11 protein-coding genes and 3 pseudogenes are annotated in these 13,883 nt (G+C 38.7%); all 14 read left to right on the top strand.

The features are described from left to right. Nucleotides 1-89 precede the first annotated feature (89 nt). The 14 genes and pseudogenes from G4D76_RS06350 to G4D76_RS16750 all read left to right on the top strand — a co-directional run bounded on the left by G4D76_RS06350 (nt 90) and on the right by G4D76_RS16750 (nt 13,878). Nucleotides 90-1,004, top strand: coding sequence for an AEC family transporter (locus G4D76_RS06350; RefSeq protein ID WP_250130242.1), 915 nt, complete (start codon nt 90-92; stop codon nt 1,002-1,004). Nucleotides 1,005-1,111: 107 nt separating this feature from the next. Beyond that, complete coding sequence (locus G4D76_RS06345) at nt 1,112-2,290, top strand: M20 metallopeptidase family protein (protein ID WP_250130241.1); 1,179 nt, start codon at nt 1,112-1,114, stop codon at nt 2,288-2,290. 408 nt (nt 2,291-2,698) lie between these two features. Next, complete coding sequence (locus G4D76_RS06340; RefSeq protein WP_250130240.1) at nt 2,699-4,258, top strand: ABC transporter substrate-binding protein; 1,560 nt, start codon at nt 2,699-2,701, stop codon at nt 4,256-4,258. A gap of 85 nt (nt 4,259-4,343) precedes the next feature. Beyond that, entirely contained in the window at nt 4,344-5,261 is a 918-nt protein-coding gene (locus G4D76_RS06335; protein WP_213810848.1) for an ABC transporter permease, read from the top strand. Between the two features lie 13 nt (nt 5,262-5,274). Further along, nucleotides 5,275-6,181: pseudogene (locus G4D76_RS06330) on the top strand (ABC transporter permease). 16 nt (nt 6,182-6,197) lie between these two features. Further along, a pseudogene (locus G4D76_RS06325) lies at nt 6,198-7,203 on the top strand (ABC transporter ATP-binding protein). Nucleotides 7,204-7,205: 2 nt separating this feature from the next. Next, the gene (locus tag G4D76_RS06320) at nt 7,206-8,222 is read left to right on the top strand and encodes an ABC transporter ATP-binding protein (RefSeq protein WP_213810847.1); all 1,017 of its coding nucleotides are present in this window, start codon (nt 7,206-7,208) and stop codon (nt 8,220-8,222) included. A gap of 17 nt (nt 8,223-8,239) precedes the next feature. Further along, nucleotides 8,240-9,379, top strand: a complete 1,140-nt coding sequence (locus G4D76_RS06315; protein ID WP_250130239.1) for a M20 family metallopeptidase — start codon at nt 8,240-8,242, stop codon at nt 9,377-9,379. A 146-nt stretch (nt 9,380-9,525) separates the two neighbouring features. Next, nucleotides 9,526-10,059: a thioredoxin domain-containing protein gene (locus G4D76_RS06310; RefSeq protein WP_213810846.1), complete on the top strand. Its 534-nt coding sequence runs from the start codon at nt 9,526-9,528 to the stop codon at nt 10,057-10,059. 57 nt (nt 10,060-10,116) lie between these two features. Next, on the top strand, nt 10,117-10,389 hold the full coding sequence (locus G4D76_RS06305) for a YciI family protein (RefSeq protein WP_213810845.1): 273 nt from the start codon (nt 10,117-10,119) through the stop codon (nt 10,387-10,389). A 15-nt stretch (nt 10,390-10,404) separates the two neighbouring features. Beyond that, nucleotides 10,405-10,677 carry a hypothetical protein gene (locus G4D76_RS06300; RefSeq protein WP_213810844.1) on the top strand — a complete coding sequence of 91 codons (273 nt, stop codon included), beginning with the start codon at nt 10,405-10,407 and terminating at the stop codon, nt 10,675-10,677. Further along, the gene (locus tag G4D76_RS06295; RefSeq protein ID WP_213810843.1) at nt 10,623-11,744 is read left to right on the top strand and encodes an anthrax toxin lethal factor-related metalloendopeptidase; all 1,122 of its coding nucleotides are present in this window, start codon (nt 10,623-10,625) and stop codon (nt 11,742-11,744) included. Before G4D76_RS06300 ends, G4D76_RS06295 begins: the two co-directional genes overlap by 55 nt. Nucleotides 11,745-11,905: 161 nt before the next feature. After that, nucleotides 11,906-12,340, top strand: coding sequence for an MBL fold metallo-hydrolase (locus tag G4D76_RS06290; protein ID WP_213810842.1), 435 nt, complete (start codon nt 11,906-11,908; stop codon nt 12,338-12,340). 312 nt (nt 12,341-12,652) lie between these two features. Continuing rightward, a pseudogene (locus G4D76_RS16750) lies at nt 12,653-13,878 on the top strand (Nramp family divalent metal transporter). The last annotated feature ends 5 nt before the right edge of the window (nt 13,879-13,883 follow it).

Raw genomic sequence — 13,883 nt, 5'->3', positions numbered from 1 at the left:
AAATATAAAATTATTTCTATTATAATTTCAGCTGATTTTGACAGTGATGATAGAATAAAAAAAACATAGTATATAGAAGGGGAATGCCAATGCTGTCATTATTAATGATTGTCGTGCCTGTATTCCTGGTTTTTGTGATTGGCTTTACCGCACAAAAACTTTTGAAAATGGACATTAAATCTGTGTCATCCGTCTCGCTTTACATATTATTTCCCGCACTGGCCTTTACGACATTTTATACGAATCCGCTGGACGGGGAATTTTTATATGCGCTGCTGTTCTCGGTAATTTTAATGCTGATTTTAACAGCAATTACTATAGTGATTGCGAGATTTCTAAAATACGGCAGAGCGGAAATCGGTGCGATGCTGCTTGGCGTGCTGTTTCCAAACAGCGGAAACTACGGTGCACCGGTCGTCCTGTTTGCGATAAATGCCGCGGCATTTGATTATGCAATTATGCTGACAGTTATTCATACATTTATTATCAGCACGGTCGGAATCTTTATAGCATCATACGGCAACGGTGCAGCGATTACTGTACGTGAAGGTCTGAGAAGCGTTATGCGCGTACCGGTAATATATGCGGTCGTGCTTGCAATTGTATTTCAGCTGATAAACTTTGAAATCCCGGCAGCTTTTATGGAAATTATTGAAATGATTGGCGCGGCATCCATTCCAATCGTTATGCTGATTTTAGGTATGCAGCTCGCTGAAATGAAAATGGGTCACAGTAGAATCACTGAAGTTACAGGGCTTGTGACAATGCGTATGGTTGTGTCGCCCGTCATTGCAATGGTACTGACTTTATTCATGCCGATTGACAACATTTTTAAACTGGTTTTTATCATTCTGAACGCGATGCCGGTCGCAGCGAATGCAACAATGATTGCTGCGGCATATAATACGAAACCGGACACCGTCTCCCTTGGGGCTTTTATCACCACGCTGTTAAGCCTGATAGCTCTGCCAGTCTGGCTCTTCGTTCTTGGAATTGGTGTATAGGCGTAAATCTAACTACTCTTTTTAATAGATTATTCAGACTATTGATTGACATGATTATTCGCCTAAGGTAGGTTTAAATCAAATTAATATTAAAGGGGATGCAGTATTTGAGTAATCACACTAGTTTACCTTACGCAGAAGAATTAAAAGATAAAATCATCGAATGGCGCAGACATTTGCATAAGCACCCGGAATTATCATTTGAAGAATACAAAACAGCGGAATTTGTAAAAGAAAAACTGGAGAAACTCAATTTTGAAATTGAGTACCCGGTAGCGAAAACAGGATTGGTTGCGACGTTAAAAGGAAAAACGGAAGGGCCGACGGTGGCTCTGCGTGCCGATATGGATGCTCTGCCGATTCAGGAAGAAGGCGAGACGGAATATAAATCAACCGTGGACGGTGTGGGTCATCTCTGTGGTCATGATGCTCACACAGCGATACTGCTCGGAGCTGCTCATATCATCAGTGAAAATCCGCCGGAACGCGGTAACATCAAGCTCTTGTTTCAGCCGGCGGAAGAAGGGTACGGCGGAGCTGATGTTATGGTGCAGGAAGGCGCTTTGAAAAATCCAGATGTAGATGTTGTTGCTGGATTACATGTACATCCTACGATTAAAACCGGAGAAACTTCTATTACGGAAGGGTTTGCAACAGCATGTACAGATTCTTTTGATATTAAAATTATTGGAAAAGGTGGTCACGCCGCCCATCCTCATTTATCTATCGATCCTATAGCAATATCATCGACAGTCATTGCATCTCTGCAACAGATTGTCAGTAGAAATATCGATCCTCTTGAAAATATTGTACTAACTATTGGCAAAATAGAAGGCGGATTTGCTAGAAATGTCATCGCGCCTGAAGTAAGAATGGAAGGGACGGTTCGTTTATTAAATCCTGAACTTCGTTCGAAAGTAAAAGAAACGATGCACGAATATTTAAATGGTGTAACTAGCGGAATGGGTGCTTCATATGAAATGGAGTACACATACGGTTATCCATCGGTGTATAATGAACCGTCACTGATTCCGACATTAAGATCCACAGTCGATAAAATTCTCGGAAAAGGCCAGCTGCTCGACGTCAATCCGAGTATGGGCGGCGAGGATTTTTCTTACTTTGCTCGCGAAGTGCCCGGCGTATTTTTCAGGCTCGGGACAAATGGCGGAGAAGATACTGCATATCCAAACCACCATCCGAAATTTAACGTGGATGAAGATGCACTTCCTTATGGTGCAGCAATATTAAGTCAGTTTGCTTATGATTATATAGAGAAAAACTAATATGAGTAGAAATAAATAAAAAAACTCTCAAATATTTTTGGGAGTTTTTTTCGTATTTATAATATTAATAATTACATAAAAACTCATTAAATATGTATAAAAATAATGTTTAATATTAAATTTTTAAATAATATATAAACAACATTAATTTCAAATGAATTATTTAACATTTAAATTATAATTACATATAAAAGCTCTACGAATTATTTTTGTAACCGCTTTAAAGATTAAAAATTTTAAACTTTCAGACTTATTATTGACATATCATATTATATAGGTTAATTTATAAAAAATGAATAAAATAAAGAGGTGAATGATTCACGGATTTTAATTGGGTTAATCTCTACTACTGAATAAATTAAAGGGGATGGGTGTATGAATTAAAAAGTTTTACTTTTTTTGATGTTGATGACACTGGTATTAGTTTTGGCTGCCTGCGGCGGCAATTCAGATGAAGACACTGGCGAAGCTAATGGTGAGAGTGAAGAAGAAACGGCTGGCGAAGAAACGGCAGCAGGAGATGAGAAAGTATTAACAATCGCTCTCGGCACTGATATGGTGTCATTTGATGTACATAACCATGTAAATACTTCAACGGAAGCAATTCATATAAACATGTTTAACTACCTTGTTAAACGTGATCCTGAGAGTGGAGAGTATGTATCGGATTTAGCAGAATCATTTGAAGCTGTAGATGATACGACTTGGGAATTTAAACTTAAAGAAGGTATTACTTTCCACAATGGTGAGGCATTGGATTCCAACGACGTTAAATATTCATTGGAAAGACCAGCACAGGATGATACGACGCTTGAACATATCAATTATGAAGTTATAGAAGAAGTTGAAGTCATCGATGATCTTAATTTCCGGATTCATACCAAAACACCGGACCCCGCTTTACTTAACCGTATCGCCCGACTCGGTTCTTCAATTTTACCAAGTGAATATATTGAAGAGAACGGTTTTGATCATTTTATGGCTGAACCTGTAGGTACAGGTCCTTTCCAGTTTGTAGAATGGGTTAAAGATGACCGTATCGTACTTGAAACATACGAAGATTATTTCGAGGGACAAAACGAAGAGTGGGATGAAGTTGTTTTCAGAATTATCCCTGAAAACTCTACAAGGGTTTCAGAATTAATGACCGGTGGTGTTGACATAGCAGTAAATATGCCGCCAAGTGAATGGGAAAGAATTGATAGCAATGAAGGCACACATATGTCTTATGAAACATCTAACAGAACGATGATGTTATTTACAAGACATACTGAAGGATGGCCGACAGCAGATAAAAAGGTAAGGGAAGCATTAGATCTGGCAATCGATAATAATGCGATTTCTGAAAACTTATTAGCAGGCAGAGCAGTACCAACGATTACGCGTGTTGCTCCGGGTAACTTCGGATTTGATGAAGAACTGTATGACACATATAACTACGATCTGGATCGTGCACGTGAGTTATTAGAAGAAGCGGGTTACGGTGACGGCTTGGAGATTACATTGCATTCGCCAAGAGGCAGATATTTACAAGATGCTGAGGTTGCCGAAATGGTTGCAGGTATGTGGAGTCAAATTGGTGTGACTGCAAACGTAGAGTTTATGGAATGGAGCAGTTTCGTCGATATGCGTAATGCGGGGGAGAACAAAGATGTATTTCTACTCGCACTTGGCAACTCGATGTTCGATGCGGCAAATGCACTTGACTGGTATGATTACGAACGTTTCGAAGGACAAATTGATTACCAGAATGAGGAATTTGAAACACTAGTAGAAGAAGCAGAGCAGAATATGGATCTAGAAGAGCGTGAACAGCAGTATATCGAAGCTCAGAAAATACTGGCTGAAGATGTCGCCCATCCTGTACTGCACCAGGAGTCAATTAATATTGGTGTCAGTGACTTCATTGACTACACACCGACTCTTGATGAAATGATTTATGTAGAGTCGATTACGCGAGCTGAGTAACAGCTGAACAATAAAAGATTTCATCCAGGGTATAGAAGAATTTTTCTTGCTATACCCTGTTTTATATTTAAGGAGGGCTGTATGAATGAATAATTACTTTGTCAGAAGAATTCTTCAAATTATACCGGTTTTATTTATTATCTCATTCATAGTATTTACATTAGTTTTTGTGGCAGGAGATCCGGTTTCGCTGATGCTGCCTGATGATGCACCGCCGGAAGCACGAGAAGAATTAATGGAAACGATGGGACTAAATGAACCATTCATTGTTCAGTACATTACATATGTAGGCAATATGCTGCAGGGTGATTTTGGAGATTCTTACAGATTCAATCAGCCGGCTTTGGATATTGTCCTGGACCGCTTGCCTGCAACACTGGAACTGGCAATTTTTGCAATTGTTATAGCTACAGTTGTGGCGATTCCTCTTGGAATATGGTCTGCTACAAAGCAAAACACAAGCCTGGATTTAATTGCAACGGGGGCGGCAGTTGTAGGTAAGGCTATGCCGAACTTTTGGCTAGGCATTATGCTGATTTTATTATTCTCAGTAACGCTGGGAATGTTTCCGGTATCTGGCCGGGGGACAGCGATGCATGTTATTCTGCCGGCTATTACACTTGCCACCGGTATTGCTGCTGAAATGACGAGACTGATTCGTTCAAGTATGCTGGATTCACTATCTCAGGATTATGTGCGGACAGCACGAAGCAAAGGTTTGAGAGACAGAATTGTAGTCTACAAGCACGCATTTAGAAATAGTTTAATTCCTGTGGTGACAATAACATTTTTACAAACATCGACACTGGTCGGCGGTACTCTTATAACAGAAACTGTGTTTGCTTGGCCGGGGCTCGGACAGCTGCTTATTCAGGCAGTAAATACGAGAGATATGGCAATTGTACAAGCGAGTGTATTTATTATTGCCATATTAGTAATAGTAATGAATCTTATTGCAGATATTTTATACAGATTCCTCGATCCGAGAATTAAATATAACTAAGGAGGGCACATATATGAGTCATGAAGCACAAACAGTAGTGAATGAAATCAAAACTGATGACTATAAAGAGCAGCGTCCGTCCTCCTTGAAAAGATGGGGAAGATTGCTGTGGCGCAGTAAGACTGGAACGGTAGGTTTGATTATTGTAGTACTTGCATGTTTAATCGCATTATTTGCACCGATTCTTGCGCCTTATGAACCGCAGGCAATTAATCCTGCCAATATGCTGCAGCCTCCATTTTGGATGGAGAGTGGGTCTACAGAACACATACTGGGAACAGATAACCTTGGGCGCGATATTAAGCCGTATACTTTATGGTTCGCAGATATCAATTTTAGTTGGTGTAATGTCCGTTGTAGTCGCAGGTTTTATAGGGGTGACTGTTGGCTTAGTTTCGGGATATTTTGGAGGAATTATAGATAATATTTTAATGCGTCTGGTCGATTCATTCCGACGAATTCTTTTGCTTTGGTAATTCTGGCAATTTTTGATTCAGGTGTTTTTACTTTGATTATTGTTCTAGGAGTTACAAATTGGGTGAATTACGCCAGACTGGTCCGAGGTGAAGTACTTACATTAAAGAAAGAGATTATGTTAAAGCAGCTCACTCAATTGGAGTCATAATTTTAAAATTATCGTAAGACACCTGCTCCCAAATGTTATTTCATCATTTATTGTTATTTCTACATTAAGTGTTGCAACAACAATTATTCTGGAAGCCTCTCTTAGCTTCTTAGGACTTGGTGTACAGCCCCCAATTGTTTCATGGGGATCAATACTAAGTGACGGCAGAGACTACTTAGCAACAAGCTGGTGGTTAGCGACGTTTCCTGGTATTGCTATTACGATTACAGTACTTGGAATAATATTCTTAGGTGATTGGTTGAGAGATGTGCTTGATCCACGTACACAAAAATAACGAAGGGTGAGTAATCATGAGTGAAAAACTATTAGAGATCAATAATTTAAAAACTCATTTTTTTACTGAAGCAGGTGTAGTACCTTCCGTTGACGATGTTTCTTTTTCTATAAATAAAGGTGAAATCGTTGCTGTTGTAGGTGAATCAGGCTCAGGGAAAAGTGTAACTGCGTTATCTATTATGAAGTTATTAGACAAAGCTGGAAAAGTTGTTAATGGCGAAATATTATTTGATGGAAAATTTAACTAAAGCGAGTGAAAAAGAGTTAAGGAATCTGCGAGGTGATGATATCGCAATGATTTTCCAAGAACCTTTAACTTCACTAAATCCAGTATTTACAATTGGAAATCAGATGATGGAACCGACAAGACTTCATTTGAAATTAAGTAAAAAGGATGCTAAAGCCCGTTGTATCGAGATGCTAGACAAAGTGGGTATTCCTAGAGCAGATAAGTCTTGATTCCTTTCCGCATTCATTAAGTGGCGGTATGAGGCAAAGGGTTATGATCGCAATGGCTCTGTCCTGTAATCCGATGTTACTTATTGCTGATGAACCAACCACTGCTCTTGATGTTACTATTCAAGCGCAGATATTAAATTGATGAGAGATATAGTAGAAGACTTGGGAACTGCGATTTTACTAATTACACACGACTTAGGTGTAGTAGCAGAGATGGCAGATAAAGTAGTAGTTATGTATGCCGGACAAGTTGTCGAATATGCAGACGTATTTACTTTATTTAAAAACCCTAAGCATCCGTATACACAAGGCTTAATTGACAGTACCCCTAAAATCAACCAGTTATATGAAAAACTGCATTCAATACCCGGGACAGTTCCGAACCCATTAAATTATCCAACGGGATGTCGATTCGCCGACCGGTGTCCATTTGCTATGAAACAATGTTTAGCTCATGAACCTAACAATATTTCTACAGAAGATGGGCATACTGTGAAATGCTGGCTGCATGAAATGGATGAAATTGAAAATGAAGCTTTAAAAGAGAAGGTGGGGAATTAATAATGCAGGAGGAAAAATTACTTGTTGTTAATAACTTGAAAAAGCATTTTGATGTGACTAAAGGTTTCTTAAACAAAGATAAAAGTTATGTCTATGCAGTTGATGGATTAAACTTTGATGTTAATAAAGGAGAAGTACTGGGAATCGTAGGTGAATCAGGATGTGGTAAATCTACGGCAGGAAATATGATTGGTCAATTGCTTGAACCGACGGATGGAGAAATTATTTTTGAAGGAGAAAATTTATTGAATCTTTCTCGAAGCCAGCTTCGAAAGCGCCGGGCAGAAATTCAAATGATATTTCAGGATCCCTTTTCGTCGTTAAATCCAAGGATGAGAGTCTTTGAACTTATAGCTGAACCAATACGTACACATAGAAAACTAAATAAAAAAGAATTAAGAGCCCGTGTAGAAGAACTGATGGATTTAGTAGGTTTAAACAGAGCGTACATGAATCGTTATCCACACGAATTCAGCGGTGGACAGCGTCAAAGAATCGGGATTGCAAGAGCTATAGCATTGAATCCAAAATTAATCATATGTGATGAACCGGTTTCAGCTTTAGATGTTTCCATACAATCTCAAATTTTAAACTTACTTGTTAAATTACAAAAAGAGCTTGATTTAACGTTCATTTTTATAGCGCATGGCTTGCCTGCTGTAAAGTACATCAGTGATCGAATAGCGGTAATGTACCTTGGTAAAATTGTTGAACTGACAACCAAAGAAAAACTATTTGAAGGAGCTCTGCATCCTTATACAGAAGGATTATTGTCTGCAGTACCTATTCCAGATCCTGAAGAACGTAGTAAAGAACGTCATATTATTGAAGGTGACATTCCGAGTCCGGAAAACCCGCCGAGTGGGTGTAATTTCCATACACGGTGTCCATTTGCAAAAGACATTTGCCGAAATGAAGAACCAGAGTTTGAGAAAAAAGCAAATGGTCGTTTTGCTGCCTGCCATTTCCCATTGAATACACATTTATTAGAAAAAAATGACACTGTTCAAAATACATAGTAAAAGGGGATGTTAATGTGAGTGATATAGAAGATAAACAGCAAGAGATGATTAAACTGCTAGAGAAGTTAGTGAATATTGACAGTGGATCTAATTTTAAAGTAGGTGTGGATAAAGTAGGTTCTATCTTAAGAGCAGAGTATGAAGAGATAGGGTTTACATGTGAAATAATACAAGAGGAGAAGGTAGGTAACCATTTAATGTTACAGCATAACACAGTGGACAAGCCTTCAATACTTCTCATTGCTCATATGGACACTGTTTTTAAAGAAGGAACAGCAGACGAGAGACCATTTTATATTAAAGACAATCGGGCATATGGTCCGGGTGTCGCAGATATGAAAGGGAGTCAAGTTACTTTACTTTATGCAATGAAGTATTTATTGGAAAACTCACCTGAATCGTTGGAAAAAGTGATGATACTATTAAATAGTGATGAAGAAATTGGCTCTCCTACTTCTAGGAAGGTCATTGAAAAATTATCGGTAAAAGTTGAATATGCACTCGTCATGGAACCGGCAAGAAAAGACGGCTCTATTGTAACGTCAAGGCGGGGCGGTGGTACATATAAATTGAGAATAACAGGTAAATCAGCTCATTCAGGTGTTGCACCTCAAGATGGACACAGTGCCATCGAAGAAATGGGGCATAAGATTGTAAGATTAAGTGAATTAACAAATCATGATGAAGGTGTATCGATTAACGTTGGTAAAGTTAACGGTGGAGAAGCAACAAATGTTGTTCCTGATGAAGCTACATTACATGTTGATGTCAGGGTAAGCAATGTAGAACAAAGTGAGTATATCGAGCAACAAATAGAAGATATTTGTGCAACTCCCGATATTCAAGGTACTAAAATAGAATTGACTGGTGGTATTAGAAGACCACCTATGGAGTTAGATCAAGAAAATATGGAATTATTAAATATTATTCAAGATGTTGGTGAATCACTGGATATCGAAGTATCGCATACACATACTGGTGGCGGCTCTGATGCATCTTTCCCATCGCATTTAGGTGTAGCCACCGTAGATGGATTGGGGCCGGTAGGTGGAGAAATGCATAGCGAGAAAGAATACCTGGAAATAGATTCAATTACAGAGAGAACAGTGCTTCTCGCTGAAACGATTCATAATTTAACAAGTAATACACATTAAATTTGCTTAGCTGTTTTAAAATATATAACCCCTTAACAGGCACTTTCCACCCGGGAAAGTGTCTGTTCTCTTTTATTAATGAGATTGCTCAGCAGTGAATTTGGGTATGTTTAGTACTAAGCGAAATAAAAATTGGGGGAGTTTTTGTGAAGAACAGATATACTGCTGATATAGAATACTTAACGGTGGGGCTCGAGAACGCATCGATTGAAGTGGAAGCTTTTGTGAATCTTGGGTGTCCGTACAGTGCGAAGTTTTTTGAAATTGCATCTGAAGTGATTAAACCGTATACAGACAGCGGTCACGTGAAATTTGTAGTTAAGCATGTAGACCGGACGAAGGAGCAGCTGCTCCGCGGAACTGTTGCTAATAACTATGTCGACCACGATGATCCAGTAGAAGGTTTTGTCGCAATGAAGAAATTATTCCAGACCCAGGAATCTTGGGTGAAGAGTTTCAGAAAAACACTCGAAATGTGTGAAGATACATTGGGGCTACCTGAAAAAACTGCGGCGTATGAACGCGGTGCGGCAGTGCTCGAAGATTTTAATGAACGCGGACTGAAGATTGTTCCGGCAGTATTTATTAACGGGGAGCATCTGACTGAATATAAACCTGCGGATCAGAGTAAAGAAGAAATCATCACACTCTTAACAGAGCGAATAGAGTCGTTAAAATAGGCTGGAGTTTCCAGTCTGTTTTCTTTTAGTGTATATTACTGTTAAGGAGATGAAGTGATGAAGTATTTCGCAGTGTTTTTATCGATGAAAGATGAAGAATTATCGCGTGTACACAGACCGGAACATTTGGATTTTTTAGCAGGTCAGAGAGAGGCTGGTACCGTACTGATGAACGGCAGGTTTACCGACGGTGCAGGCGGTCTTATTATTTACCGTGCTGAAGATGAAGAGTCAGCGGTCTCACTCGTAAAGCAGGATCCCTACATTTCGCTGGGTGCGAGAGATTATGAAATTCATGAATGGGATATGGAAACAAATTACGAGTTCTAAAAGTTCGGAGTGATAATGATGAAGCCAGCTAAGAGAGTTACATTATTAATACTGGGAATACTATTGTTGTGGGCACCGGGAATTCATGCACAGGGAGCAATAAATCCTTATTTGCAGAATATGGTGGATGTGCGGGCATCATCGGATGAAAGCTGGCAGGAAGCCCAGCAGATGATCAGCCGTCTGAATCACGTTGAAAACAGCATTCTATACCAGACAGCAGCAATGGTGCTGTGTTTATACTCGCTGATACACCGATTACAGAGCAGCCGGAATTTGCACATTTAAAAGGAGTGGTGCCGAGAGGCCATACAAACTCCTGGGATGACATTCCAGGTGCAGGCGGTCATGTGTCCATGGCACGTATCGGATACAGTGAGTACGGTAAAGGTCATTCGGCAATTAACCTGGAACTCCATGAATACGGACATGTCGTCGATGCATTTACGGTCGGCGTGCAGGTCAGTGAAACAGAAGAGTTCAGAGCGATTCATGCTGCTGAGGTGGATTCTCTGATGAACAGCAACTCACAGCGTGATTATTACGATATCGTTGAAGAATATTTCGGTGAAACATTCGCGATGTATTACTACACAGCGGAATCACGTGCGGAACTGGCAGAGAAAGCACCGAGAACATTTGCGTTCTTTGATGACTTTAACCACCGTATTTTATCGACCGGAGAAGTGACAGGGAACACTGTAACAATGTACTGGGATCTGCATGAAGATGCCGTGGAATACGAAATGTTCCGGAACGGTGAATCTGTCGGTACGACAGCAGGCAGCAGCTTCAGAAACGAAGGATTAAATACGGATACAACTTATGATTTTAAAGTTGTCGCAAAAAATGCGGGCGGTGAAGAAATCTATACATCCTATACACGTTCGGCACTGACAGGCAGCGTGCCGGATGCAGATACGACCGAACTTGAAGCAACAATTTCAGAAGTTGAAGCGGCCTATCAGGACCGTGAGATGGGACAGCCGCTGACAAGAGCGCTGGCCAATGCAAAGAGTTATATATCTGATGTGTATAGTCCGAAACAGGATGAAGTGGATAACTTAAACAGCTATCTGCAGGAAACATGGGAAGCCGATGAAGCAGCACAGCAGGCAGCAGAAGAACAGCGGCTGCGTGAAGAACAGGAAGCTCGTGAAGAAGCAGAACGTAAAGCTGAAGAAGAACGAATAGCAAAAGAAAAACAAGAAGCGCAGGAAGCGGCAGAACGTGAAAAAGCTGCGGAAGAAGCAAGAAAACAGGAACTTCAGGATACGATTATTAAAATAGCAATTGGTGCAGTGGGGATCATTGCTGTTGTTATTGGTGTAATTGCTTACAGGAAAAGAAAATAAGATGTAAACAGTTGAAACTCTCAGGGATTCCCTGAGAGTTTTTTCTTTCTATAAAGTTAAAAGAATTATCAGAATAATATTGTAAAATTTAAATCTCTATTGTAAGATTGTCATATTGTATTACAAGTGTAAGCGCATTCAAATTAAAAAGGGGGGATTATTTGGGATTTGAAATCATACCACTATTTCATGGCTTTCCTGCCAAGTCTTCTAGAGGATTTTTAGGGTGGAGTAGCGTATATCTCATAAAGGTTGAAGAACAGAATCAAGAAAAATTTATGTTATTTGATACAGGGGGTTATAATGAAAGATTTGAATTAATAAGACGATTAGAAGAGTTAAATCTAAATCTCAAAGATATAAACTCTGTATTTATAAGTCATTTACATTTTGATCATGCCGTAAATTGGACTTTATTTCCAAATGCGAATATCTATATTAGTTCAAGGGAGCTAATTGCTCAAGAAACAGTTGAAGATCTTATGATTCCTGATTTTCATTGTGAAAAATTAAAAAATCATATAAATACAAAGAAAATAGAAGAAGGGGATGTGATCCATGGCTTTGAAGTTGTCAGCTTACCCGGCATACTTTGAACTTAATGGGCTTAAAAAGAGGTGAAACTTACTTAGTTAGTGATGCTATCAAAATCGAAGAGAAATTCAAAAAAGTCGATTAACCAATACAATTAATAAAGAATTAGCAGTGAGTACAATAGATTTTATAATAAACAATGCAAATATAATTTATCCAGGACACGATGTTCCTTTAATAAAAAGGTCTGGGAATTGGGAACCAGTAATTAATAATGAAATGTCAATATTATATTCAGATTGTTTAATAGATCTTAATGGGAAATCAAAAATACAGTTAAATATTAAAGATTAACTAATTAGAGGGGTATGTAAATGAGAAAATTTTTAAGTATGATTAAAGAGATTGGTCCAGGAATGCTAGTTGCTGGCGCATTCGTTGGAACAGGAACAATTACCACAAGTATCGTCGCAGGAACAGAACATGGTTATACGTTATTATGGGCATCTGTTACGGCAGCAGTAATTATTACAATAATTCTACAGGAAATGACAGCGCGTTTAGCTATGACTACAGGAGAACCCTTGGCTAAAACGGTACGTGATAAATTAGGTTTATGGGCAAGTATCATGGTAATCATAGCAATCGTTGGCGGAAATTCAGTATATTCAGTCGGTAACTTGACCGGTGTTAATATAGCCATGGGCGGGTTAATTGAAGGTGTACCAGCGAGTTTCTGGATAATTTTAGTTACGCTAATATACTGGACTTTATTGATGATTGGTAATATAATGTTTTGGAAAAAACTGTTACAATACTTGTTGTTTTAATGGGGCTAGTGTTTTTGATAAATATGATTTATGTGAGACCAGATTATACCAATATAATCACAGGTTTAGTAGTTCCTACATTTGAATTAAATCATATAACTTTAATAATTGCTTTAATAGGAACAACTGTTGTTCCTTATAACTTTTATCTACATTCTACAGCTGTATTAGAACGAGGATGGCATAAAAATGCTAAAGCTAATGTGACACTTATGCGCTTCGATACTATCATTCCAATTTTTATTGGAGGTTTGGTAACTATGGCTATTGGTGTAGTAGCTGCAGCAGTTTTACACCCTTTACATTTATCAACAGGATTAGAGATTCAAGGAGCTAATGAAATGGCTATGACCTTAGAACCTATCCTTGGTAATATAGCATATTTTTTATTTAGTATAGGACTCTTTGCAGCAGCCGTATCTTCAATGCCTATGGCTGCACTTTCTGCAGCGTATGTTTTTACACAAAGTTTGGGCCTGTCTACAGATTTGAAAAGCACTCCATTTAGACTAGTATTTAGCTTTGTAGCCTGGGTTCCGGTATTTTTTGCTGTTGGAGTAACAAACCCAGTTTGGACGATTGTGTTAGCACAATCAATTAATGGAATGCTTCTACCAATCACTGCCGTATTAGTGATTTATTTGATTAATAGAAAAGATATTAGTGGAACATTAAGAAATAATAAAGCTCTTAATATTATAGGTGGCTGTGCTGTATTATTTACAATAATACTCGGTATTTTAAATATAATTCAAACTTTTGGATCATAATTAGA

This window comes from Jeotgalicoccus sp. WY2 (assembly GCF_018437745.1).
GTDB lineage: Bacteria > Bacillota > Bacilli > Staphylococcales > Salinicoccaceae > Jeotgalicoccus > Jeotgalicoccus psychrophilus.
Note: the sequence above shows the minus strand (reverse complement) of the source record. Positions and strands in the feature narration are given on the sequence as shown.

What these genes read in the sequence shown, in the direction of transcription:
- G4D76_RS06350 (WP_250130242.1), top strand. Translation starts at nt 90, where the DNA reads ATGCTGTCATTATTAATGATTGTCGTGCCTGTATTCCTGGTTTTTGTG.
- G4D76_RS06340 (WP_250130240.1), top strand. Translation starts at nt 2,699, where the DNA reads ATGACACTGGTATTAGTTTTGGCTGCCTGCGGCGGCAATTCAGATGAA.
- G4D76_RS06335 (WP_213810848.1), top strand. Translation starts at nt 4,344, where the DNA reads ATGAATAATTACTTTGTCAGAAGAATTCTTCAAATTATACCGGTTTTA.
- G4D76_RS06320 (WP_213810847.1), top strand. Translation starts at nt 7,206, where the DNA reads ATGCAGGAGGAAAAATTACTTGTTGTTAATAACTTGAAAAAGCATTTT.
- G4D76_RS06305 (WP_213810845.1), top strand. Translation starts at nt 10,117, where the DNA reads ATGAAGTATTTCGCAGTGTTTTTATCGATGAAAGATGAAGAATTATCG.
- G4D76_RS06300 (WP_213810844.1), top strand. Translation starts at nt 10,405, where the DNA reads ATGATGAAGCCAGCTAAGAGAGTTACATTATTAATACTGGGAATACTA.